Below are 25,506 nucleotides of genomic sequence, written 5' to 3'. Positions count from 1 at the left end.
AAAATACCGTTGACGGTTAACTGTTAACAGTCAACCGTCAACATATCTTGAGAGACTATTACGCAATTAAACAAAATATCAACTTTGGTAAACAAAGTGTTTTGCTTAATTATCCCAGTGCTAAATTAATATTCATAGGACACCAAGAAAAAACCAAAGGGCAAATGACCAGGTGTCTCCCGTCAGTAAGCCCAGCAAGTTTCAGCATATTAATGATTAAGTGGCATAAGTCTTGGAGATCAAGGCAAGCCAAATCCCAAAGCGGAAAAACAAAAAATGCTGAAGTTGTTAGTTGTTATGTCCACCCTAGTTTTTGATTGCTTCAATTACTTAACAAGTTTAACGATTTGAAAACTGTGAATTCGAGAAAACCTGGTCACCCTTGACCAGGTTTTTGAATTTGATAAAGGCATTTTTCATCAGCAATAATGTTAAAGTTACTGCTAGTGTTGACTGTTGACTGTTGTGACGAATTTCGCAACCAGCCATAAAATAAGACAACATAATATAGGGCTGGTAGATTGAGATGATGATTAATTGTTTTTGGCAAAAAATTACTCTGGCTATTTTTATCGCTACAACTGCTTTTAGTTGTGAATCAACTGAAACCAAAAAGATAGAACAGACACAAGCAAATAATACTATTCAGCCCACACCACAACCAAATGTTAATTACGGTGAATTAATTATTAAAGAGCAATCAGAATATTTGATGATTCCAGTTATTTCTACAGAACAGAAATCAGATAAAAATACTAACTATAGTTTGTCCCGTAATTATGAAAAATATAACTTAATCTATAACTTTATTTTTTATCACAAACAAGAACAGTCAACTCATATTTTATTCAATAAAAAAGTAATTATTAACGCTTATGACTTTCTAGAAACCAAAGCTGTTGGGAAACCTCCTACAAAACTGTGGTTATATCGAGTCATTGAACAAGATACAAACGGCGATAAAAAGCTTAACTATGAAGATGCAATAGTGGGTTATATATCTGATTTGTCAGGTAAAAACCTGACTCAAGTTACTCCTAATAATCATCAAATTCAAAATTGGGTAATTATTCCCAGCCAAAATGCCTTATTTCTAAAAATAATTAAAGACTCTGATAACGACAAAAAATTTACAGCCAAAGACAAAACAAATTTCCTGAGAGTGAGTCTTGATAAACCTGATATGGGAACTGAAATTATTAGCGAAAAAATAGAGGAAGAAAGTAAATCTTATATCTCTAAATAAATTTAAAATAACTACAGCAGATTGCGTTGATTGTAGGGGCACTGGCACTGCCATGCCCCGAAGCTTGTCCACCCCACAAGCAAATTATTGTTCTAATACCCAATCGCGTAACAGCGAATTGACGCGAGAGGGTATTTCATCATGAGGACAATGCCCTGCTGAAAGAAAATGTTCTTGCAATTGTGGATAATATTGGCGAAACTTGCGAGAACGTTCTTTAGCATTCATCCAAGGATCGGCTTCTCCCCATAACAATAATAAAGGACAAGTTAATTGCTTGAGCAGTACATCAACTTTTTCACCTTGAGGAGTACTAAACACTGAGACAAATACATCAAATGCACCAGCATCATAAGCCGGACGATAAATTTCTTCAACTAATTGATCTGTGATTGCACTTTTATCTAAATAAACTTTTTCTAGAGTTCGGCGAATTACCCAACGTTGACGCACATATTGAAATAATAAAAACTGGGATAAACGTTGCTTAAACATCCACTTCACCCCACCACCTAGCATCTTTTGTAATCCCGATTTTTGTTTGGGTGGCTGAATTTGTGTTTGTAAAGCTTCTGGTTCTGCTGTTGGTTGTTCGTTAAAAGGGCCTGCACTATTTAATAAAACTACACCAGCTGCACTCTCAGGGTATTGTGCAGCAACAGATAAGCAAGCATAACCACCAAGGGAATTACCTACTAAAACTGCTTTTTCACCAATGATTTCCTGAATAAAATCGTGGAGTTGATCCCGCCACAAGTCGCCGCTATAGTCTAATTTAGGTTTGGCTGAACGTCCAAATCCCAATAAATCAATGGCAAATACTTGAAAATCTTGGCACAGTTCGGAGATATTCTTGCGCCAATGATCTGTAGAAGCACCAAACCCATGCACGAACAGCAAAGACGGACGTTGCAGTTGTTGTTCTCCGGCTTTAACATAGTAAACTTTATGCCCTCGCCATTGCCAGTACTGTCCGGGTATGGGGGTTGTAGAGGGGGCTGTAATTGCCTGCATGATTATAACGAAATGTAAAGTATCTTTAATAATTGTACATTGTATATTGGGCATGGGGCATGGGGCATTGGGGAGCCAGTGCGTTGCGGCGGTTCCCCCCGTTGTAGCAACTGGCGTCATTGGGCATGGGTAGCTTTTGCGATCGCATTTATCGCCAACGGGTTCACCCACCGTCAGGGTATCACCCCTTGATTAATTACTTAGTAAATCATGCTATATATTTAGCTTATTAATATTAGTTATTCCGCATTTTTTCTGATTTGTTAAAAACATCACATAAATGTTTTAAATATAAGATTAAGGCTATTTTAACCAAATTTTAATAACTAATTAACCTAAAAACGAGATTGTATTCAATACCAATAAACAGCAATTTGAAGATCTTAAAAAGCAACTTTAATGTCAATTTAATACCAATGTAAATATAATCAAAATAGTAACCATTCTTTGGCAATTGTCTTAGTCAATACCAATTCAATATTGAAAATGCAATTAATTCTTGCCAAACACATGAAAAACTCTGCGTATCTACCCTGCGGGAAGGCGAAGCGCCTATGCATTAACATTAGCGTACCTTTGCGTTAAAAAAGTCTAATCCTGTCCAGCTTCGCAAATCAGAAAAAATATTTAAACCCAACGTCTCTATTTTTCTCCAAATAAAATTTATCTGAGATTCAATCTAATATGGTCAAATCTGAAGAGAGAACCAAAACCATTAACCTAGATGACTCGCAGTATTACTTTAATCGAGAGTTAAGTTGGCTAGAATTCAATCGGCGAGTTTTGCATGAAGCGTTGGATCTGCGTACACCGTTATTAGAAAAGCTGAAATTTACAGCTATCTTCAGTGCCAATTTAGATGAATATTTTATGGTGCGGGTAGCATTTCTCAAAGAGCAAGTGCAAGCGCGATTAAATAAACTTACTCCAGATGGGCTGACTCCACAACAGCAATTAAAAGCGATCGCCCAAATTTTACATCCGATGGTAAATCAGCAGCAGCAAAATTTTGAGCAGGTGCTGCGACAAGAAATGTCCTTGAATGGGATTCATCTTTTTAATTACACTGACCTAAGTTTACAACAGCGCGATTACCTCCAAAATATATTTATTGAGCAGATTTTTCCCGTTCTCACACCCATAGTTATCGATCCCAGCCATCCCTTTCCCCGTATGGCTAATCTTAGTTTAAACTTGGCAGTCATTGTCAGAGATCCAGTGACAGAAAAAGCAAAATTTGCCAAAGTTAAAGTACCAAATATTTTACCCAGATTTATTGAGATACCTGAAGATTTACAACCAGAATCTCAGTCAGAAATTCACTGGATGGGCGTACCAATTGAACAAGTAATAGCTCACAACTTAGAAGCTTTATTTCCAGAGATGACGGTTCAGGAATATCATTTATTTCGCCTGACTCGAAAAGCAGATTTAGCAGCAGCCAAAGAAGCAGCCGATGATTTATTATTAGCAATTCAGCAAGAGTTACGCGGCAGAACTTATCGCGGTTCTGTAGTCAGGCTAGAAATTCAACCATCTATGCCAGCAGATGTCAGAGAAATATTATTATCAGAAATGGAAATAGATGATAATGATATTTATGAAATAGATGGAATATTAAATTTAAAAGATTTAATTTGGTTTAAAGATTTAGCCTTACCAGAACTGCAAGATTCTCCTTGGACGCCAATCATTTCCCCTCGGCTGCATAATTGCTATCAAGCCAGCCAAAAAACAAAAGCTAATAAACCAGAAAAACTCGCGAATATTTTTACAATTATTCAGCAAAATGATTTATTAGTACATCATCCCTATGAATCTTTTAGCGCTTCAGTAGAAGAATTTATTGCCCAAGCTGCTAGCGATCCCCACGTATTAGCAATTAAAATGACCGTTTATCGCTCCTGTGATGATGCGGAAATTTTTCAATCTTTAATAACTGCGGCTGAAAGTGGTAAACAAGTTGCTGTGGTTGTGGAATTAAAAGCCCGATTTGATGAAGAGAATAATATTAATTGGGCGCAAAAATTAGAAAAGTCTGGTATTCATGTAGTCTATGGCTTATTAGGATTAAAAACCCATGCCAAAATTGCTTTAGTGGTAAGGCGAGAAGGGGCAAAGATTCGGCGTTACGTGCATATTGGTACTGGTAACTACAATCCGCAAACAGCAAAGTTATACACCGATTTGGGCTTGTTTAGTTGTCGAGAAGATTTAGGCGCAGATTTAACAGAATTATTTAATTATTTAACAGGCTATGCTTATCAGCCTTGTTATCGGCAGCTTTTAGTATCACCTGTAAATATGCGCGATCGCATTATCGCCTTAATTCGCCGGGAAATCGAACATTGTCACAACGGTAAAACAGGGCGAATTATTGCCAAAATGAATTCTTTGGTAGATCCGCAAATTATTACCAGCCTCTACGCCGCATCCCAAGCAGGGGTAAAAATCGACCTGATTATTCGCGGTATCTGCTGTTTGCGTCCAGGATTGGCAGGAATTAGCGAAAATATCCGCGTAATTAGTATTATTGGCAGATTCTTAGAACATTCGCGCCTCTTTCACTTTCATAATCATGGACAAGATGAAGTTTACATTGGCAGTGCCGATTGGACACCCAGTAACTTAAATCGCCGTGTGGAAGTTGTGACACCAGTTGTCGATTCCAAAATTTCCCAAACTTTACAAGATATTCTGGAAATTATGCTCGCAGATAATCGCCAAGCTTGGGATTTGCAAGCCGATGGTAGTTATATCCAACGCCGTCCCCGCAAGCATGAACCAGAACGCAGCAGTCAACAGATATTAATGGAGATATGGCAATCATTTAGGTAATTGGGCATGGGGCATCCCTTCGGCTCCGCTCAGGGCGAGTGGGCATTGGGCATTGGGCAGAGACGCGATGAATCGCGTCTCTACAATTGTCCCCCTGCCTTTTTGTATTTCGATGTCAAAGTTATGGTAAATTGCCGAGTGGGAATCATTGACTGATAAATCAAGCATGTTGCAGATTACAGGCAAAACAAAACTATTAGGGGTGATTGGGTATCCGGTGGAACATTCGCTGTCACCAGTGATGCACAATGCAGCGATCGCGCAATTGGGATTAGATTATGTTTATCTACCTTTTCCTATAGCACCAGAAAATTTAAAAAGTGCGATCGCAGGTTTTGCGGCTGTTGGGGTGGTTGGGTTTAGCGTCACAATTCCCCACAAACAAGCAATTATGCCTTTATTATCCGAAATTACTCCCATTGCTCAAGCAATCGGTGCAGTCAATACTGTCACTCGCCAAAATAATACTTGGGTAGGAACAAACACAGATATCGAAGGTTTTATTGCACCTTTGCAAACTACATATAAACAAGATTGGAGTCAGAAAGCGGCGGTAATTTTAGGTAATGGTGGCGCAGCTAGAGCAGTGGTTGCAGGTTGTCATCAGCTAGGATTTGCAGAAATTCATGTAGTTGGGCGCAGTCAACAAAAATTAGAGGAATTTTACGCCAGTTGGCATGATTCCTCATTAGCGATAAACTTACAAGTGCATACATGGGATAAATTAGCCAAACTCATCCCCCAAGCCAATTTATTGGTAAATACCACACCAATCGGCATGTATCCCAAAGTTGATGCATCGCCTGTGAGTGTAGAGGAAATGGCAGATTTACCAACAGATGCTATCGCCTACGATTTGATATATATACCGAAACCCACGCAATTTTTGCAACTAGCCCAACAACAAGGTGCGATCGCGATCGATGGTTTAGAAATGCTCGTTCAACAAGGTGCAGCCGCATTAAAAATATGGTTACAGCAAGAAACTGTACCAGTAGAAGTCATGCGCCAAGCGCTGCAAAATCACCTTGGTTTATAGTCAGCTACTCTGCTTTTAAGTTGCACAATCCATCGTGAGGGCTGTTGACTGTTGACTGTTGACTGTTGACTGTTGACTGTTGACAGCCCTGATTAGTAGAGTTATGCAATTTAGACTAAAAAATCAACCTACACCACCTATGTACACCTAGATACAGGTGGTGTAGTAGTTAGTTTAAGCAGGAATAACTTGAGCAATCAGCGATCGCTTATCAAGGGATTGTACTTTACCTGCTTCACTCAGATCGTTCACAATCCGGTCTAGCAATTCTATAGCTTTTTCACGATATTGATGTTCTCGACCTCGTAACCGAATGGCAAACTTCACTGAATCGCCTTTTTTCAGCCACCCCTGCGCTTGCTCGATACGTAAGTTGTAATCAGCTGCACCTACGTTCGGACGAAACCGAACTTCTTTGACTGTAGGTCTAGCACTTTGGCCTTGACGCTTTTTCTTTTGATACTGAAGCTTGCCAAAATTTAGAATTTTAGCAACCGGAGCGTCTTTACCTTCCGAGACTAAAACCAAGTCAAGCTCTAGGCTCTCAGCTAATTGTAGAGCTTCTTTGGTATCTGTCAAACCACGATTATTATTTTCATGGTCAATCAAGAAGACTTGAGGTGACTTGATTTGCGAGTTAATTAGTTGCTTTTGGACTACGATAATGGTTTCCTCTCAATTTTCAACACTTTGCGATCGCAAGTAATGCCAATCTAACACAATCTTTAGCTAAGTAACCAATACTGAGGTTTTAATTGTTTATATGAAGTTATATCAAGTTTTCGCAACTTCTCTACAAAAGCCCAAGAGCTACTGCCATAGTGGTAAGTGAGAGTTAATTCGGTGACCTCGTTTGTTTTTAGTATTTACAGGTTTTTTGTTCTTGGTATTTACAAACTTTTCTCCGAAACTTAAATCTCTACATACTTTTGATTTCGGAGACGATTTATGTCAGTTTACGTAGGCAATCTTTCTTATGATGTTACAGAAGAAAGCTTAAATGCCGTGTTTGCAGAATATGGTTCTGTTAAGCGCGTTCAGCTACCTACAGATAGAGAAACAGGCCGTGTACGCGGCTTTGGTTTTGTAGAAATGAGTTCAGAAGCAGAAGAAGCTGCTGCTATTGAAGCTCTCGATGGCGCAGAGTGGATGGGACGCGATCTCAAAGTCAATAAAGCAAAACCTAAAGAAGATAGAGGTTCCTTTGGTGGAAACCGTGGTAATTACGGTGGCTCACGTAACCGTTATTAAGCTTTTGCTTGATAGATTTAACTCTTTGAGTTAATCTTTTATACCAGCAAATTCATATATTCATGGCTCAGGCGTAATTGCTTGAGCCTTTTTCAACTCAAAAGCTAAATGTAGTCCGAACTGTACCCACAAAAATGTCGTCATTACCATTACTATGTTCCGGATTGGTAATCACAAATAATCCTGGAGTAATTGAGACATTATCTGAGATTTTAAACTTGTAAAAAGCTTCTAAATGTAAAGATGTATCTTTGTCTTCAAAGGCATTACCGAAGCTATTATAAGTTACCTTTGGCGGTTGACCGACTATAAATCCGGCAAAGCTACCTTTTGTGCCAATATCTCTGAGAGCTAACATTAATGCCCATGTAGAGATGATAGCATTTGGGGTTGCTGGTAAATCTTCGGCTTGGGCATGAATAAAACCTACTCGTCCGCCTAAGGTAATAGTAGAATTAAGTTGCCAAGCAGCTTCTGCACCAAAGGAATTAGCCGTAATTGCATCTGCTTTGTCGCTAAATGGATCGCTGGTTAATTCGCTACCTGTTCCCGTACCCACATTATTATAAGAGTGGGTATAGGTAAGGCTAATTGCAGTTGTTTTGCTAGGTTCAAGGGTAATTTGCGCGATCGCTCCATAAGGGCTAGCAAACAGTCCCCTTTCTGGATCGGCCGCATCGTTGCTGATATATCCTAATGATAAATTCAGCGAATCATGAAAATTATGGGAAATACCAATACCAGCACCACCACTTTGACGACGGATAGGATTTTCTTTACCAAATGTCGAAATCGAACCTTCTCCACTACTGCTAAATAGACTGTTAACACTAGGGACAAAATCGCCTAATCCCCCTCCTGTAGCGTACAAGGTGACGCGAGTTTCTTTACCAAGGGCGAATTTATAATCTAATTCATCTATTTCTATCTCATTATCGTCATCACCATCAAATCCCAAATTAGCCATTTGAGTATTGGTAACATCTGCTAATTCTGGTGTATTTCGTCCTTGTAAGCGTAGTTGTAGGCGATCCTTTCCTGTAAAACTGGTTTCTAAGCTCAGACGAAAGCGATCGCTCAATACTAAATTCTCATTGATTTCCTTGGTGTTACTATTGGCTTTTTTCCCCCCAGCAACTCCAGTCACAGCAAATATTACCTCTCCTTCTAACTTAATGTTGGGTGAAAACTGCTGTGCTTCCAATCCAGTTACTTTATTGTCTAATAAATCGAGTTTTTGCTTGAAGGTTACTAATTCAGCCGCAAACTTAGCTTGTAATTTTTGGATAATAGCTAAGTCTTCTCGATTCATTTTATCGAGTTTACCACTAGCTGACATCTCGTTGATTTGGAGAATGCAAGCATTTAATTTAGCTGCAAATTCGTAACGGCTTAGGGTTTGATTGTTAGCAAAATTCTCGAACCCAGGACAATTATACTTTTGACTCAAGTTTGCTAGTGTTTGCCATGCCCAACTATTAGCTTTAACATTCGATAATTGAGAAACTGAAGTGATTTTACTTAATTGATGATGCTCCCCTTCTGCATAAATATCTGTGGCTTTCGCTTGATTAATACCGCTAAAAATCAAGGCGATAATTAAACTGATCGAGTGAACTTTTTGTAAAATCATTGAACCTTACGAATATATTATGAAAAAGTCACAAAGCTGGTATTGGAGTAATTAAAGATGATTATTAGGGGCTGTCATTTGTCATTTGTCATTTGTTATTGGTGTAGGTTGGGTTGAGGAACGTAGACGCAGAGCGGCTTCCCGCAGGGTAACCCAACACATAATTTATCTATTTCGAGCTATTTCTAGCTTAAATTGATAACAATCCTGACAATCTGTTGTCATTACGAACTTGTACTGAGCTTGTCGAAGTATTACAAATCATCTTCAATCTTTGTTCACATAAATTTATTAACGCTTCTGTAAAAGGACGACGTTCACTAAATTGGGTACTGATATAAATATGTCTGACTAAAGTGAGAGTAGTATAAGCTTGAATTGCCTTCAAGAATTCATCGCCTGTTAGTTGCATAAATCTGGCAATCAAGACATCTTCATAATCTTGTAATACTTGGGCATCGCCAAAAGTCCTCAGGCTATATTCTTGAATATGGGCAATAAAATTACCAATATCAAGGGCTGGATTCCCTTGACAATATAAATCTAAGTCAAGCAGATACAACCGAGAATCATTAATAATCACTTGATCGGGATAAAAATCACGATGAATACCACAGGTTTTTGGTTCTGGTGTATTTTGTCCTAAATCATTACTGGCTGCTAAGATTCTCTCTAACCTATCTTGCCATTTTGGATATTGTTGAATAACTAAAGAAATCCGCTCATGCAGAATTCTTAGTTCATCAGCCATCGTATGATAACGACGAGGAATAATATTAGCTTGATGTAATTTATGGGCTGCTTCAGCAATTAATTTGGCTTGTACAAGTCTGTCGGTAGCTGATAGTAAATTAGTAGCAACTTCCCCTTTAACTTTGCGCTGTAACCACATTTGCCATTGGGGAATTATTCCTACAGGTTCCGGTACAGAAATTCCATCAGCACTATCATCAGCGAATCCCCCTTCCCAGAGAGATTTTTGTAATTCATAACTGTGAAAATCTGTCCCCTTCGCCCTGACTTTACCAATTAATGTAATTACTTCTCCTCCATGATTAATTAACTCATATTCAATCAAACAACGCCGCCCCAATTTATGACGAATAACCCGGACTTTTTGCAAGCGACAATTTTGGGCGATCGCTAAACATTCCCGAAAACATGCTTCCACCTGTACCGGAGCGATCGCTGTTGATAAAAACGGCATTTTATCATCAATCAATCCCATCCTTAACCCCTCTCTAAACCTGCAAAATCTTCATCTCTGATTGCGCTTTGCATCTGATACAAAGCCGCATAACGCCCATTTTGTTGCAGCAATTGCAAATGAGAACCTTGTTCTACTACTCGCCCATTTTCCAAATAAACAATTGTATCGGCGCGAGTCGCTAAATACAGATCGTGGGTAATTAAAAAAGTCGTGCGATTTTGCGCTAATCTTTGTAATGCATCAATCACAGCTTTTTCGTTACCTTTATCTAACCCGGTAGTCGGTTCATCTAAAATCAAGATAGGTGCTTGACGAATAGCCGCACGGGCGATCGCAATTCTTTGTCTTTGTCCCCCCGAAAGAGTTGCGCCTCGCTCCCCAACTAAAGTATCGTATCCTTGGGGTAAAGCTTGGATAAAATCATGAGCATTAGCTAAACGCGCTGCGTCTTCAATTTCTGCATCCGATACCCCAGCAATCCCATAGGCGATATTTTCGCGAATAGTTGCAGCAAATAACAGACTATCTTGCAAAACTACGCTAATTTGCGGACGTAATGATGCTAATGTATATTCTCTGATATCCCGCCCTTCAATCATCACTCGCCCGGAAGTTGGATCGTAAAGTCGCAATAGTAAACTGACTAATGTGGATTTACCGCTACCAGAAGTTCCCACAATCGCCACTTGCTGTCCTGGTTGAATCTTTAAGTTGATATCTTGTAGTAATATCTGTCCTGAATCATAAGCAAAGTCAACGCGATCGAAACGCACAGCACCTCGGAAAATCGGTGCGGGAACTGCATCTGACGCATCAGCAATATCTGGTTTTTGTTTTAAGATATCGATAATGCGATCGCCTGAAGCCGCAGCTTTAGCTAATCGTCCGGTGTATTTAGCAAAGTTCTGCACTGGCTTAAAGGCGTTCTTGAGGTAGGTAATGAATACCAGCACATCCCCAGGAGTTAAAGCACCGTGCAACGCCAGCCAAGAGCCATACCATAAAACAATTGCTGTTCCCAATGCAATCACAGCATCAACGGTGCGTTCTAAGTGTGCTGCTAATCGTTGGGTGTTGACGCTTTCTTTGAGACTCTGGTGATTTTGCTGTGCAAATATTTTGGCAAAAGCATCTTGCAAAGATAGGGCTTTAACTAGTTTAATGGCTGCAATTGACTCAGAAGCAGTTGCCGCTACCGCCCCTTCTTGTTGGCGTTGCTGAGATGAGGAATCCTTAATTCGTTGGCTGAGTCGATGAGTCACCAACCAAAATAACGGTAAAGTCAGCAGTGACAATAGAGTGAGGCTGTGATTCATCCATAACATTACCCCAATCATGCCAAATAAAGAGAGAATACTGACTAATAGGGGTAATGCTGCCGTAATCATCACTTCTTGTAAACGGCTAGCATCGCTACTCACACGGATAATTAAATCACCACTCCGGGCTTTGGTGTGATAATTCAAAGATAAATCTTGTAAATGGCGATACAAATGATTGCGGACTTTCCCCATCACCCGACTACCGACTGTAGCTAAACTCACAGTACTCCAATAGCCAGCTAGGGCGCGTAAACTGGTAATGATTAAGACTGCAACGGCGGCGACAGTCAGTAATGTTATCGGGTTTAAATCAGCGATAATGGGGATATCATTTAACCTATCACGCCGTAAGAGAACGTAATCAAACACAAACTTCAAAGGCCAAGGTTCTAACACCCGCAATCCGACATCTGCAATTAAAGCGATCGCAGAAATGAAAATTAGTCCATACTGGGGACGAATGTAAGGCCAGAAATAACCCAGTACACCCCACAAACCAGGAATCGCTGATTTTTGAGCTTTTGACACTTATTGTATTACCTCCAGAAAAATCTTATAGAAACTCAAAATGCAAAAATCTTGTCAACACTTCGACAGTCAACAGTCAACAGTCAACAATCAACAGTCAACAGTCAACAATCAACAGTCAACAGTCAACCGTCAACCGTCAACCGTCAACGATCTAAACCTGTTATTTATCGTTTGAAGTTCCGCTATTTGAAGAATTTGTTGCGCGATCGCATCCCAAGTATGATTGGCTATAACTGTTTTTCGCGCTGCTTGTCCTAAACTTTGACGCAGATGAGGCGATCGCCATAATGTTTCTAAAGTGTCTGCTAAAGCGATCGCATCACCAGGAGGACAAAGCATACCATTTACCCCATGCTCAATTAAATCTGTCAATTGTCCAATTTGACTGACAACTACAGGTAAACCCATAGCCATATATTCATATACTTTCAATGGCGAGAAGTAAAAATTAGATTGGGGGGCGTAAGGTGCTACAGCCACATCCATCGCGGCTAAAAATTGGGGAACTTCATCGGGATTCACCGCACCTGTAAATTGTGTATAAATATCTAACCCCCGTCTAGCTAATTCTCTTTGCAGATTTTCCCGTTCCGGGCCATCCCCCACAATTAACAGTTTGGCATGGGGAACACGTTGATGCAGTAAACTAAAAGCTTCCGTGAGCATTGACAATCCATGCCAAGGTTTTAAACTCCCGACAAACCCGACTGTAAAATCTTCTGCGTGATTTCTCGCAGTTATAGTAGCAAAGCGGTCAGGATTGACACCATTAGGGATGACATAAATCTTGCTAGCATCAACATAATTCAGCAAATAACTTTTCACCGCATCAGAAACCGCAATGATAGCTGTAGCGGCGGAAAACACCCGTCTTGCTACCGATTCTGCAGTTGCATCATCAATTAAACCGCGATGCTGGGATTGTTCGCTAATTAAAGGCGAATTCACCTCCAATAAACCAGGAATTCCCCTAGATTGGGCAAATTCCATAGCGCTATAACTCCACAGCGAATAACGCTCATAAACCAAGTCAAAAGGGCTACATTTCTCCAAATTTAACCGCAAATGAGGATTCATCCCTAAAGCAAGTTGCTCTCGCTGCGATCGCTCTATTTTGGGAATAGCTGGTAATTGATGCACCCAAATATTCCTTAAATCTGCGGGTAAATCGCCCCCCAACCGAGTAGCAAATAATCCCACTTCCTGACCTTTTTCTAAAAATGCTCGTATTACCTCCTGCACATGAATCGAGCATCCCTTTTGCCCAAAAACAGGTATACCCGGATCGGCACAAATATATGCAATTCTCATCTTTTATACCTCCTCTGCGCCTCTGCGCCTCCGCGTGAGAAATAATTCTCGTAATACCTCCGTATTCCGATAAATATCAAACTCAGACTCAATTAATTGCCTAGCCTGCATTGACAACTTCACCCGCAAAACTGGATCTGTGAGGAACTGCCCTAGAGCGATCGCTAATTTTTCTGCATCATGTTGGGGTACAATTAATCCAGTCTGGCCATCCCCTACCAATTCCGGAATTCCCGTCACATTAGTACTCACACAAGGCGTTCCCAAAGCCATCGCTTCTAGTAAAACAGTTGGTAAGCCATCCCGATTCCCATCTTTACCAATTACATAAGGCGCTGCAAACACCGCAGCTTGCTGCACTAATTGAAACACATCATTTTGCGGACGAGGGCCGATAATTTCTACCACAGATTCCAGCCCTAAATCTTTAATTTGCCGCTTTAAGGTCAATTCTAACGACCCAGTACCAACAATTTGACATCGAAACTCATAATTTTTCTGCTTGAGAATCTCACAAGCAGCAATCAACACAGATAAGCCTTTCTTTTCAATCAACCGCCCGACGGAAATAATTACAGGAGGACGATCCACAGGACTAGAATATTCTAATTGTCGCAAATCTAAACCATTGTAAATGCGCTTAACTTTATTAGCCGCGATACCGTAGGTTGCTTGTAAATAATTGAGATTATAGTCACTAATAGTGACAACAGTAGCCGCATCCTCAAGTTTGCGTTCCATATCTGCAAATTCCACGCTTTCATGAAAGATATCTTTCGCATGGGCAGTAAAGGTGTAGGGAATGCCTGTAAAGTGAGATGCCAGGCGAGTTACACTTGTGGCAACAGTACCAAAGTGCGCGTGTAAATGGGTAATTCCTTTGAGTCGCGCTTCCCTTGCTAACCACGCAGCTTGATAGACGGTGCTGGCTGGTTCCCCTAGTCCAAAAGCCAATTTTGTCCAAAAATCGGGGATAACTTGACTCACTTCTTGTAATTCTGCCCAAAAATAGCTAGCGGCTGTAGGTGCAAGACTATTCAAGAAATTGCTCATCCTTCCTTGCATTGGCTTGCGAATATAATTTACAGGCGCACGCACCTGAGAAATGATATTTTGAAAGTGAGTATCACAGGGTGGCCTGAGAGCAAAAATTTCAATATCTAACCCGACTGCTTCATGAGCCAAAATTTCATTGACTACGAAGGTTTCAGAATATCGAGGATAACGTTTAACAACGTAACCAACACGCATGATAAAATTTTGACGGTTGACTGTTGACGGTTGACTGTTGACGGTTGACTGTTGACTGTTGACTGTTGACTGGGAATCAAGTTGTTTTATTCGTTCTGCTGTACGCAGTTTATGGTTTCTTGTATTCAAGAAGCTTGTTGTGATGAATGATGATTTGAAATGAGGATTTCATCAACAAATTGGAGAATCCGAGTTAGTCCATTGAGATCGACAAGGTTACGGGTTTGGGGTGGTTCGCTTTCACTCATTAACCAGTCTGTCAATGCTTGAGATGTTAAATGCTGCGGATGCAACATATCAATTAAACCAAGTTCTTGTAAGCGTTCAGTACGAATTAATTGCTCTTTTCGGGGTTTAATTCGGGGTACAATCAGCGATCGCTTTTGAAATGACAACAATTCACAAGTGGTATTGTAACCACCCATCGAAATTACCCGTTCAGCACGATTTAACAGTAGGGTTGGTTCGGTTAGATATTCCAAAACCCGCAAATTATCGCGTTTTGCTGCGTAATTTTGGAGTTTTTGCCGGAATTCTCGCGGCATAAACGGCCCTGTTAAGATAATACCATTCATTCCCCGTGGCAATTCGGCATGGGCAAAGGTTTCTGCTAACAGCGCTCCATCCTGTCCCCCACCTGCCAAGCATAATGCTATTCTTTCTAAGGGGAGATTGAGAGATTTAAATGCTTGAACCCCTTCAATATCCATGAATTTTAGCCGACTACGTTGGTCTAGGTAGCCTGTATAGCGGATTTTCGCCAGAGTTTTTGGCTGGAATTTATACTCTTGTGCTAAATCATAAATTGCGCGATCGCCATATACCCAAACGCGATCGTAATATGTTTGAATCACCTCTTCATTACCAGCACGCTTCCAATCTCGACGCACACAAGCCGGTTCATCTAAAATATCCCGTAAACCTAATATGCAGTGTGTTTTTCCTTGGGTGCGTAAATATGCAAGTGTGGGATCTAACTCACCCACTGCACCGCGCGGAACGTTATCTACAATGAAAATATCCGGTTGAAAAGCTTTAATCGTAGTTAAAATAACTTGCGATCGCAATGTAATAATCTCTTGCAAAGATAGATCCAATCTGCGTGCTTGATATTGTCCATCAATATTTTTATGCAAAGCAGGTAGAGTCAAACAATCTACACCAGGAGGTGTGGGTACATTGCTAGCATCTTGAATCCCACTAATCATTAAAACATCAATATCTAGGTGAGAACAGCCTAAAGTTTGCGCAATCAAAAAATTTCGGCGTTTGTGTCCTAGCCCCATTGTGTCGTGAGAATATAAAGCAATCCGCAACTTACATTTTTTCATAGTGCATTCCTGACCCAAATCTGTCGTAATTTTGTAAAGAATTTGCCGTCTTGATGCTTTGTGTTCTTAAGCATATAACAGAGCAAAATATATCTTCCTAAGGAAGGATGATTGGCTATTAATTTTGGTTCCGTAGTCGTAGCCAAACTTAGGAAATTTATCATCTATCAGCACTTTTGCATCACGTTTTTAATTTATTGTGCGAGTCTCAATTGGAAATTCTCATGAGATTCTACATACATCTGTGATGCATAAATGTCAGGTTTTACCAAATGATTTCTCAATTCAGGAACAATTTTAAATTAATTCTGTCTATATCATTTTTGGCTCAACATTTGACATAATTACCATGAATGAATAACATTAAAAATATTACTGTAAAAGCGAGTCTAATGTTGTAATTCATTTCTTTTTTGGTTAATTGACGCTATTTTCTGCATTTTTCGGCGTTTAACTCGCAAAATTAGATTAACAAAACCTTATTGAATCTTTAATGCAAGTTTAAAACTATTTTTTAGCCTAACAATTGTTAATCCAAATTTCATGAGAATTAGATGAAAAAATTCTCATGTTTACTGCATCAATGAACTAGCGAAAATTAACCTAAATAGCAATGTATAATACTCATATTTAATTTCTAAAAAAAAACAGTACACTTTGATTCCTTCTTCCCTGTTCCCTTCCCACCCCAATGATTTCACCGAATCAAAGCAGATTCCTATAGTTAAAGGAATGATTGCACCCAATTCTGTTAAAATAAACTAAAAATATATATTTCATAATTAGAAAATTGTAGGTTGGGTTGAGGCTCTGCGAAACCCAACAGAGCTACCCAAATGTTGGGTTACCCTGCGGGAAGCCGCTCCGCGTCTACGTTCCTCAAACGCCACTTGCTACCCTGCGGGAACGCCTCCGGCGAACAAGCCGGGAAACCCGTCCAACGCAGTGGCTCCCCAACCTACGGGGGTTAAGGTTTTTGAGCTTAACCGAGCAGTATTGGCACCCAATTGTGTTAAACTCAACTAAAAATATATATTTCATAATTAGCTAGAAAAATACAGCAATCAAAATTGATTGACAAGCAACCTGTTTGCAACTTGTACGCAGATTGCTATAATTCCTATGCGGACGCTACTGTATATGTAATTCAGCACAAGAAGCGACTATCCACCCAGGTATTTGCAAATGGCGATCGCAATTGTTGGAAAAATTTAGCTACAACCTATGGCTAATAATTTTGTCACAGTAGCCACCTATAACAACTCTTTAGAAGCCAACCTCGCAAAACAACTTCTAGAAGCTGAAGGTATTAGCTGTTATTTAGCAAACGAGTCTACCGTAGACTTAGCATGGCATTTAACTGTTGCTGTCGGCTGGATTAAACTGCAAGTCCATGAACAAGACGCAGCACAAGCTAAGTTTATTTTAGGGTCAAGCAACTTAGAAGTTGAATCTGCTGCTGAAGGTGAGGAAACGACAGCAGAAGATGTAGATGATGATGATATTATCCAAGTTTCCTGGGCAGACCAAACAGCAGACAGAGCCTTTAAAGTCGCTGTGATTGGTTTAATTCTGATTTTTTTACCCTTTCAACTATATTCCCTGTGGCTATTACTGCAATTGCTACTGTCTCGTACTCGCGATCGCATCAGTCAAAATAGACTATGGAAAGTCATCACAGCCTTACTCATCAACCTACTAAATCTCATGATCCTCTGGACAATCTTCTCTTAATAAACCTAAATCCAATGACCAATGACAAATGACCAATGACAAATGACTACAACCCCAAATCTACAGCAATTCTATGGGCACAAGCAAAGCCAGAAAAAGCGACAGCATTTAATCCTTGACCAGGAAACGTACTATCCCCTACACAGTACAATCCTGGAATCGCTGTGCGGTTAAATCGCATCCCCAATAACCCCCATAACTTGCGTCGGGGAATAGGGCCATAAGTACCGTCTTGTCGTCCCAAAAAGCGGCGATGAGTGCGGGGTGTTCCTACTTCTAAATAATCCAATCCCGCAGTTAAACCAGGGAAAATCTGCTCTAATCGCTCAATAATTCCCCATGCTGCGGCTTCTTTCTTAGTCTCATACTCACTTTCACTTAATCCTTGCCAATTATCTAGCCAATCAGGGGTAAAAGCATGAATGATGTGATAACCCTCTGGCGCTAAATCTGGGTCAAGCAAAGTTGGAATTGACACAAAAATTGTGCCTTGGGAGACAGTCATTTTCTGCCAATCTTCTAACAATATATGATGACATTCGCTTCCTGGTGGTAGAACCGACTGCTCAACCCCCATGTGCAAACTCAAAAAGCTGGGTGATTTCTGATAAGTTTGTTGCCACTTTTTCTCATTATGGGGTATGGCATCTACAGGTAATAATTTTTCAAAAGTATCCCAGCGTGTAGCATTAGAAACTATGCGTTTACCCCGATAGATTTCACCATTAGCCAGTTTAACACCTATAGCTTGGCCTTTTTCGGTGATAATCTGCTTTACTCTTGCTTGATACTTAATTGTTCCCCCAGCTTTTTCTAAACCGCTAACTAATGCTTGAGCAATTGTTCCTACTCCACCTTTGGGATAATTCACTCCACCATAATGTCTATCAGAAAATACCATTCCCGCATTAATCATGGGTGTCATATTGGCTGGAACTACCGACCAGCAATAACATTCCATATCAATAAATTTCAACAATAACGGGTTTTTGATGTAGCGTCGCGCCACATCTCCTGCATTTTGTGGCAAATATTTAGCTAATCCCAAACAAGCTAAAGGATGTTGTAAAAATACCCGCAGCAAATACCGAGGTTCTTCTAATGACAGTAACTCTATACTGTTTAAGCAATGAAAAACTTGCCAACATTCGTCATAAAACCTACGAATCCCATATCTTTCTTGCGGAAAATATTCACCAAGATTTTGCAAAAATTTTTCATAAATGCGGTCAACTTTCAAATCTAAACCATCAGGTAGATGGTAGTGAATCTGTACGGGGTCGGCTATTGTTTCGATGCTAACGTTCACAGCATCAAGGGCGCGGGTGAGTAAATTTGTCGTTCCCTTGTCACCCATACCAAAAATCATTGATGCTCCTACATCAAAACGATAACCTTGGCGTTCAAAATAGCCCGCACTACCACCAGGTATGATATAGCTTTCTAAAACCAGTACTTTAGCTCCCTTTGCGGCTAGCTGGCTTGCGGTGACTAATCCCCCAATCCCAGAGCCAATGACAATTACATCAAATAAGGAACTAGAAGTCATAATAATTTAAAATTCAAAATTCAAAATTCAAAAACAGAATAGTTAGCCTTGAGCAGTATACTGACAAATTAATTTTGATGCAAATTCCAAAATTAGCAAGCAGTCTTCAGGTATTACATAAAACTTTTCTCAAAATTGTAGCCCATATTACTTTTAACAGCAAATCTCCTAGTTAACCAATTTAATCTGATGGGCTTGTATAGATTAAATCGCTCAATTGTCGCTCAAAATTTCATTGATGAGGGAATTTTTATTTAATTTTCCAAAAAAGTCTATCTATTTTCCTGGGCTTGTTCTTTTTAAATGTCAAATATGTCGATTTCTCTGACAAAAAAAGAGGGACGAGCCTGCTACTGCTGGCTAATCCCGTCTGCCGATCCTTAAAGAGAGGAGAACACTGATTAATAATATAACCTTGATTGAGAATGGCTGTCAACTGTTAATGCAAAAGATTATCAATAATTTTGAGGTTGTGGATTTTAGCTGCCAGTCAGAGGCAGGACAGAGTATCATGATGTTTCAGTTCATATATATTAAAAACGCCGATTTTTGGCTATGACGCTACAACTGCGTGTTTATGTTCCACCCCATCCTCTAATTAAGCACTGGTTAGCAGTTGCTCGTGATGCTGCCACACCCTCGGTATTATTCCGCAGTGCGATGGTAGAGTTAGGAAGATGGTTAACCTATGAAGCTGCAAGAGAGTGGTTACCGACGCAAGAAACGACGGTAGAAACTCCTTTAGATTCTACGCCAGCGACTTTAATCGATCCACAAGTACCTGTGGCGGTAGTACCAATTTTGCGGGCTGGATTAGTGCTATTAGAAGGGGCGCAGACTTTGTTACCCCTAGCTTCGATTTATCATTTGGGCTTAGTCCGCGACGAGGAAACACTACAACCTATGTGTTACCTCAACAAATTACCAGAAAAATTCGATCCGCAAACAAGGGTATTAATTACCGATCCGATGTTGGCTACAGGCGGTTCAATGATGGCAGCAATGGCAGAATTGACACAACGTGGCATAGATCCATCATTAACCAGAATTGTTTGCGTAGTAGCGGCTCCACCAGCTTTGCAAAAACTCAGCGCTGCTTATCCAGGTTTAATTATTTACACGGCTACCATTGATGAAACAGTCAATGACCGAGGATTTATTGTACCGGGATTAGGAGATGCAGGCGATCGCACCTACGGGACTTAAGCTACTATGCAGCTAGGGTAGGAAAATAACTTTAACTAGGATTACTAGTATAAAAGTCCCAAAGTTTCGTCAAGGCGGTTAAGGATATGAGTCAGCGTGATGGTTTTTTCAGTGGATTTTTGGCCGGAGCAATTTTCGGTAGTGTTGTTGGTGGCGTTGTCGGCTCTTTGATTGCTAATCGTCAAGATTTAGAATTAACAGGAGAAGAAGAACCAGAACTGACACCCAACGCCGAAGAAAACCGAAAAATAGCTGGAAAAAGGCGTCAAATGTCACCTTCTCAAACAGAAGGATTAGAAATGGAAACAGCAAGGCGATCGCTAGAAGATAAAATTGCCCAGCTAAATGCCACAATAGATGAGGTACGTAAGCAACTCGGCAATGTCAATGGCACTGCACCCCAAGCAGTAAACGAGCGTTCTTTGACAAAGGATTCTTAGATAATTACGACTTGGTGCAGCGCTTAAGTGTGGTGCTATGTGCCAACACTAATAGCAGACGCCATGACCGAGACTAAATTAAAATCTATGATAAGACCTTGTTTGTCAACTTAGCCCAAAACCAAGCTATCCATGAATCTACTGATTACCACACTGGCTACTTTCATCCAGATTTATACTGTTTTACTGATTATTCGGGTTCTTTTGACCTGGTTCCCCAATATTGACTTTTACAGTCAACCATTTGCGGCTTTAGCCCAGATCACTGACCCTTATCTCAATCTTTTCCGCTCCATTATTCCCCCACTGGGCGGTATAGATTTTTCTCCCATCATCGCCTTCTTGCTACTGCAATTCATTGGCGACTGGCTGCTACCGATTTTGCAAAAGTTAACTTATAGCCCTTTCTAGTCTACTGAGCGATGAATTCATCTGTGTTCATCTGTGGTAAATAAATTTTTCCTCTACTTCATTGGATTGGAAACCGCTATATTATCTAATCACTATTGTGCAGCTGATGGAAAATAGGGTGGATAATACCCACCCTATTTGATGATTAAGAATTTATTTTTACAGTTGATTGATGTTGGTTTAAATCAAGGTCAATCAATTTTAGATTTTGGATTTAATCTAAAATCTAAAATCTAAAATCCAAAATTGTCTCGGTCATTACTTGCGCACTTGACCACTAAACCCAGCAGCTTTAAACTGCTTCAGCTTCAACGGGGTTGGCTGGTTTGCAGGTACAGAAATCCGCAATTCAAAATCACTAATACCTGGTGGTATCTCCGCAATTGAACCTAAACGAGTGCGGTTTTGGAGTATAGGATCGTTGTTAGCATCATAAATCCGTCCGAAAATATCTGCATCGTAGACGGTTTTATATGTCGCATTTTCAGCTTTACCTGTAACAATAAAACAGTTAGCCGCTCCAGAACCGCTACTAATGACAGCACCTTCCGCCAGTTCTGGGGGACAGTCTTTATAAGAAATATCAAAGAGTTTAATTTGTGTCAGCGCTACAGCCGGGGGAGTAAATATCCAGAGAAAAACACTGATGAGACAAGACACAAAAATTACCTTAATTTCTCTGGGATAAAGTGACTTAGCTAAGTCTAGTAAATTTAACCAAGATTTGCTGCTACTTTTGTTTTTCATATCTAAAAACTAATCTTACCAAGGTTTCTACGGGTTGACACTCCCCTGGCTGATTAAGTATCGCTTTGCTCACTTAATCGGAAAGCCAGGGGATTCTACATTCACAGACTCACCGTTAGACGACAGGCTTGAGCCAATCGCCCAAGAGGGCAAATCTCCTGTAGCGTAAGTTCCCGTGTGCCCCACGGTACTGAGTCCTAATCTCAAAATGTTGATTGCTGCATTAATGTCTCTGTCTTCTACATATCCGCAATGAGGGCAAATATGAGTCCTGGTAGACAGAGATTTTTTCACCTTCTCGCCACAGTTAGAGCAATTCTGGCTTGTGTTGTGAGGGGGAACTGCAACAGTCACCTTCCCATACTTGTGACCAAAATACTCTAACCAACTGCGGAAAGTGTACCAACCAGCATCACTAATTGATTTAGCTAGATGTCGATTCCGAACCAAACCCTTCACATTTAAATCTTCATAGGCTACCAAATCGTTAGATTGGATGACGGAGTATGCCAGTCTCTTGCAATACTCTTTTCGTTGCCTACTTACTTTTAAATGTTTCCGAGCATATCTATTTCTAGCTTTGTGGTAATTGTTTGATTGCCGTTGTTTGGCTTTTTTTCTCTGTTGACTGAACTTTTTAGACTTCTTGCGGTTGGCGCGGTTTAACTGTTTTTCTGACTTACGGTAGAACTGGGGTGATGATTCTACATTACCTTTGTTGTCGGCAATGAAGTATTTCAAACCCAAGTCAAGACCCACTACTTGATTTGTGGGTTGAGTTTCTATTCGCCCATCAACATCAACTGCAAACTGAGCATAATACCCATCAGCACGGCGCAATAAACGCACTCGCTTAATTTGCTTGATGTCATAGTAATTAAGATCATAAGTTCCCTTTAATTTCAGGGTTCCAATACCTTTTTTGTCTGAAAAGGTTATAGCTTTTCGATTTGTTGAAAGCTTCCACCCAGATGATTTATATTCAACTGAACGGCAGTTTTTCTTAAACTTCGGAAAACCCTTTTTACCTTTAATCTTCCGCTTGCAGTTATCGTAAAACCGAGCTATCGCACTCCAACAACGTTCAGCCGCAGATTGTCTAGCCATTGAGTTTAATTCATCAGCAAAGGGAAATTCAGCCGCTAATACCGCACAGTATTTATTGAGGTCATACCTACCAACATCTTTGTTATCCATCCAGTAGCGTAAGCACTTGTTTTGAATGAATTGGCTAGTACGAATTGCTTCATCTATTGCTTGATATTGCTTTTCTTTTCCCTTGACTTTGAACTCGTAGACAATCATGGGTATCGACCAATTAACCACATATTTATGTTATCATAACCGACATAAATACATCAAGAAAAAGAAAGCATCACAGAAAAGTAAACTTTTTAAACCGTTTTCATCCTTGGGCTGAAGCCACAAGGTTTTCAACGAGTGTCCTTATAATTTATTGTTTGCTGTTTTCTTAGATATATCACTAACACAGCCATCGGTATACCTGTCTCAATCCGTATGAAGTGAAGTGACTATTGACCATTGACCATTGTACAGACAAGGGTTATCGCGTCTCTAACAACTGACAACTAACCAAAAGATATTGGAGACTTTGATTAAACTTTTGTAATAATTAGGGAAAACAACCCTTAACTTGCTATTAACTTATGACTCCGGATGAGATTAAAGCAGCTTTGCAAGCAGCCTTTAAGTGTTGTGATGTAGCCAGCTGTCCTCTCACTGAGACACAGAAACAGATACTACTGCAAGTAATTGAGCAAATTCCCGAAAATTCTCATTGTGGGGTGCTAGAAATTGCTAATCCCTTAGATGAACTGACCTCAGAAGAGTTAGCAGCATTTTTGCAATTCGTGAAAACACACGAACAAGACAATGGTAACTGGAAAGCGCAATTCTTGAATGATTGGCTGAATGCGTCAGATTCTGGAGAAGTACAATTTATTCGGGAACGTTACGGTTTGCAATGGCTCAATCGCCTTCAGGCATATCATTTTGATAAATATGTATATTTTGAGGATGCGCTCAAATTAAAAGCGGGCGATCGCATTGAAATTTCCAATGCGATGTGGGAATGGGTGCAAGATGATGGCCCCTGTAAGCGAGAATGGTTCGCTTGTGTGGTGCTACAAGTTGCGGAAATTCAGAATGGCGATGCTTCCTGTAGCAATTGTATTGTCCGCTTCAATAATGGTGCTGAATATGAAATTCAAGGAATTTACGAATGGAACCGTTATAATTGGCGCTGGTGTAAAAACTAGTAATCAAACATATTTACAATATGTTGCCATCTATCAACAGTATGATACTGTTGGCTACAACTTGCTATCAGGCGATCGCTTGCTTGCTCGAAGATCGTCACCCCCCACCAGGAAAGCTCATTGATGTAGGTGGTTATAACCTACACCTTTACACAGCCGGCGAATCCGGGCCGACAGTGGTAATCGACCACAGTTTAGGCGGAATTGAAGGTTATTTACTGCTTCCAGAGATAGCCAAGCTGACAAAAGTTTGTATTTACGATCGCGCTGGCTATGGTTGGAGCGACCATAGTCCTTATCCCCGAACCAGTCAGCAAATCGTCACAGAACTCGATTGTCTCTTAACCCAAGCCGGAATTGAACCCCCTTATATTCTCGTGGGTAATTCCTTCGGTAGCTATAACGTGCGCTTGTATGCAAAGCGATTTCCCCACAAAGTTATCGGCATGGTACTTACCGATGGACTCCATGAAACAGGTATGTTGAAAATGCCTATCAATTTACAATGTCTGAAATACTTTTTTCTTTCCGGCTTTGTGATGTCCTTTTTAGGCTCAGTTCTCGGTATTGTCAGATTACTGAAATTGATTGGCACATTTGAACTCATCAAGCGTGAATTAGCGAAATTTCCCAAAAAAACTCTCAAATCAGTTAAGCGTTCTTTTTGTCGTCCTAAACACTGGATTACCATGAGCCGGGAAATCTTAAATTTAGATAATAGTAGTCGCCAAGTTCAGCCAGCTAAAGATTTTGGGGAATTACCTATAATTAATATTAAAGCTAATACTTTTTTTCATCCTTCTTTTTGGACGCTACTTTTACCAGGTAAAGCCGCTAACGATTTACGCGACAAAATGCACGATGAATTAATGAATTTATCTACAAATTCTATACAAATTCAAACTGATAGAAGTAGTCATTTTGTTTGGATCGATCAACCAGAGTTGATTGTCAAAGCAATTTTGCATATTGTCAAAAGTTGCGATCGCAATTAAATCAAGAGAATCTTATCCCTCTATAGTAAGACATTGCAGTTCTGATTCAGAATTGACTAACTCATTAATACCAATTAAATATGAAGCTGCATATAATGAGGAGAGTGCAAACCCAATAATTTTAGATGCCCATGAGCCGTCCGTTCAAGATTGAAATCGCAGAAAGCG

The 25,506-nt window shown here is 40.1% G+C and carries 22 protein-coding genes; 11 read left to right on the top strand and 11 right to left on the bottom strand.

The features are described 5' to 3' along the window. Positions 1-526: 526 nt before the first annotated feature. Positions 527-1,246: a hypothetical protein gene (locus AACW45_RS17910; RefSeq protein WP_242045715.1), complete on the top strand. Its 720-nt coding sequence runs from the start codon at positions 527-529 to the stop codon at positions 1,244-1,246. Positions 1,247-1,330: 84 nt separating this feature from the next. On the opposite strand, the gene AACW45_RS17905 is transcribed toward AACW45_RS17910, so the two are convergent. Next, positions 1,331-2,260: an alpha/beta fold hydrolase gene (locus tag AACW45_RS17905; RefSeq protein WP_190634018.1), complete on the bottom strand. Its 930-nt coding sequence runs from the start codon at positions 2,258-2,260 to the stop codon at positions 1,331-1,333. A gap of 684 nt (positions 2,261-2,944) precedes the next feature. On the opposite strand from AACW45_RS17905, the gene ppk1 reads away from it, so the two are divergent. Then, on the top strand, positions 2,945-5,098 hold the full coding sequence (gene ppk1 / locus AACW45_RS17900; protein WP_190633898.1) for a polyphosphate kinase 1: 2,154 nt from the start codon (positions 2,945-2,947) through the stop codon (positions 5,096-5,098). Positions 5,099-5,264: 166 nt separating this feature from the next. Beyond that, positions 5,265-6,137 carry a shikimate dehydrogenase gene (locus AACW45_RS17895; protein WP_190633896.1) on the top strand — a complete coding sequence of 291 codons (873 nt, stop codon included), beginning with the start codon at positions 5,265-5,267 and terminating at the stop codon, positions 6,135-6,137. A gap of 174 nt (positions 6,138-6,311) precedes the next feature. On the opposite strand, the gene infC is transcribed toward AACW45_RS17895, so the two are convergent. Continuing rightward, positions 6,312-6,779, bottom strand: coding sequence for a translation initiation factor IF-3 (gene infC, locus AACW45_RS17890; RefSeq protein ID WP_313933787.1), 468 nt, complete (start codon positions 6,777-6,779; stop codon positions 6,312-6,314). Between the two features lie 306 nt (positions 6,780-7,085). Between infC and AACW45_RS17885 the strand changes: the two genes are divergently transcribed. Beyond that, the gene (locus tag AACW45_RS17885; RefSeq protein WP_190550908.1) at positions 7,086-7,388 is read left to right on the top strand and encodes an RNA recognition motif domain-containing protein; all 303 of its coding nucleotides are present in this window, start codon (positions 7,086-7,088) and stop codon (positions 7,386-7,388) included. Positions 7,389-7,485: 97 nt separating this feature from the next. On the opposite strand, the gene AACW45_RS17880 is transcribed toward AACW45_RS17885, so the two are convergent. The 3 genes from AACW45_RS17880 to AACW45_RS17870 all read right to left on the bottom strand — a co-directional run bounded on the left by AACW45_RS17880 (position 7,486) and on the right by AACW45_RS17870 (position 12,081). Then, the gene (locus AACW45_RS17880) at positions 7,486-9,021 is read right to left on the bottom strand and encodes an iron uptake porin (RefSeq protein ID WP_190633894.1); all 1,536 of its coding nucleotides are present in this window, start codon (positions 9,019-9,021) and stop codon (positions 7,486-7,488) included. A gap of 190 nt (positions 9,022-9,211) precedes the next feature. Further along, positions 9,212-10,249 (bottom strand): phosphotransferase, encoded by a 1,038-nt coding sequence (locus AACW45_RS17875; protein ID WP_190633891.1) that lies wholly within the window; start codon positions 10,247-10,249, stop codon positions 9,212-9,214. A gap of 2 nt (positions 10,250-10,251) precedes the next feature. Beyond that, complete coding sequence (locus AACW45_RS17870; protein ID WP_190633889.1) at positions 10,252-12,081, bottom strand: ABC transporter transmembrane domain-containing protein; 1,830 nt, start codon at positions 12,079-12,081, stop codon at positions 10,252-10,254. Here AACW45_RS17870 and AACW45_RS17865 point away from each other — a divergent pair. Then, a complete protein-coding gene (locus AACW45_RS17865; protein WP_242045714.1) occupies positions 12,075-12,239 on the top strand; it encodes a hypothetical protein in 165 nt (54 codons plus the stop codon). The two genes, AACW45_RS17870 and AACW45_RS17865, sit on opposite strands and share 7 nt — an antisense overlap. On the opposite strand, the gene AACW45_RS17860 is transcribed toward AACW45_RS17865, so the two are convergent. The 3 genes from AACW45_RS17860 to AACW45_RS17850 all read right to left on the bottom strand — a co-directional run bounded on the left by AACW45_RS17860 (position 12,214) and on the right by AACW45_RS17850 (position 15,977). Beyond that, complete coding sequence (locus tag AACW45_RS17860; protein WP_190633887.1) at positions 12,214-13,395, bottom strand: glycosyltransferase family 4 protein; 1,182 nt, start codon at positions 13,393-13,395, stop codon at positions 12,214-12,216. The genes AACW45_RS17865 and AACW45_RS17860 overlap by 26 nt on opposite strands. Before the next feature lie 3 nt (positions 13,396-13,398). After that, positions 13,399-14,646 carry a glycosyltransferase gene (locus AACW45_RS17855; protein WP_190634014.1) on the bottom strand — a complete coding sequence of 416 codons (1,248 nt, stop codon included), beginning with the start codon at positions 14,644-14,646 and terminating at the stop codon, positions 13,399-13,401. Positions 14,647-14,771: 125 nt separating this feature from the next. Continuing rightward, entirely contained in the window at positions 14,772-15,977 is a 1,206-nt protein-coding gene (locus AACW45_RS17850; protein ID WP_190633885.1) for a glycosyltransferase family protein, read from the bottom strand. Positions 15,978-17,201: 1,224 nt separating this feature from the next. Here AACW45_RS17850 and AACW45_RS17845 point away from each other — a divergent pair. Continuing rightward, a complete protein-coding gene (locus AACW45_RS17845) occupies positions 17,202-17,711 on the top strand; it encodes a putative signal transducing protein (protein ID WP_190633882.1) in 510 nt (169 codons plus the stop codon). A gap of 46 nt (positions 17,712-17,757) precedes the next feature. Here the strand turns inward: AACW45_RS17845 and crtH are convergent, their stop codons facing one another. Then, positions 17,758-19,260, bottom strand: a complete 1,503-nt coding sequence (crtH, locus tag AACW45_RS17840; RefSeq protein WP_190633880.1) for a carotenoid isomerase — start codon at positions 19,258-19,260, stop codon at positions 17,758-17,760. 555 nt (positions 19,261-19,815) lie between these two features. Between crtH and upp the strand changes: the two genes are divergently transcribed. The 3 genes from upp (at position 19,816) to AACW45_RS17825 (ending at position 21,317) form a co-directional block, all read left to right on the top strand. Then, entirely contained in the window at positions 19,816-20,466 is a 651-nt protein-coding gene (upp, locus tag AACW45_RS17835; RefSeq protein WP_190633878.1) for a uracil phosphoribosyltransferase, read from the top strand. Between the two features lie 86 nt (positions 20,467-20,552). Next, positions 20,553-20,906, top strand: coding sequence for a hypothetical protein (locus tag AACW45_RS17830; protein ID WP_190633876.1), 354 nt, complete (start codon positions 20,553-20,555; stop codon positions 20,904-20,906). Between the two features lie 132 nt (positions 20,907-21,038). Further along, positions 21,039-21,317, top strand: coding sequence for a YggT family protein (locus AACW45_RS17825; protein WP_190546175.1), 279 nt, complete (start codon positions 21,039-21,041; stop codon positions 21,315-21,317). A gap of 258 nt (positions 21,318-21,575) precedes the next feature. Here the strand turns inward: AACW45_RS17825 and AACW45_RS17820 are convergent, their stop codons facing one another. Both AACW45_RS17820 and AACW45_RS17815 read right to left on the bottom strand, forming a co-directional pair. Next, positions 21,576-22,064 carry a biotin carboxylase gene (locus AACW45_RS17820; RefSeq protein ID WP_190633873.1) on the bottom strand — a complete coding sequence of 163 codons (489 nt, stop codon included), beginning with the start codon at positions 22,062-22,064 and terminating at the stop codon, positions 21,576-21,578. 69 nt (positions 22,065-22,133) lie between these two features. After that, positions 22,134-23,369: an RNA-guided endonuclease InsQ/TnpB family protein gene (locus AACW45_RS17815; protein WP_190633871.1), complete on the bottom strand. Its 1,236-nt coding sequence runs from the start codon at positions 23,367-23,369 to the stop codon at positions 22,134-22,136. A gap of 362 nt (positions 23,370-23,731) precedes the next feature. Here AACW45_RS17815 and AACW45_RS17810 point away from each other — a divergent pair, with 362 nt between their 5' ends. Together AACW45_RS17810 and AACW45_RS17805 are read left to right on the top strand one after the other, a co-directional pair. Beyond that, positions 23,732-24,343 (top strand): hypothetical protein, encoded by a 612-nt coding sequence (locus tag AACW45_RS17810; protein ID WP_190633870.1) that lies wholly within the window; start codon positions 23,732-23,734, stop codon positions 24,341-24,343. 20 nt (positions 24,344-24,363) lie between these two features. Next, positions 24,364-25,338 (top strand): alpha/beta hydrolase, encoded by a 975-nt coding sequence (locus tag AACW45_RS17805; RefSeq protein WP_190633868.1) that lies wholly within the window; start codon positions 24,364-24,366, stop codon positions 25,336-25,338. Positions 25,339-25,506: the final 168 nt, after the last annotated feature.

The organism is Calothrix sp. FACHB-168, from assembly GCF_963889195.1.
GTDB lineage: Bacteria > Cyanobacteriota > Cyanobacteriia > Cyanobacteriales > Nostocaceae > Aulosira > Aulosira anomala_A.
The sequence above is the reverse complement of the archived record's forward strand: the minus strand, read 5'-3'. Positions and strand labels throughout refer to the sequence as shown.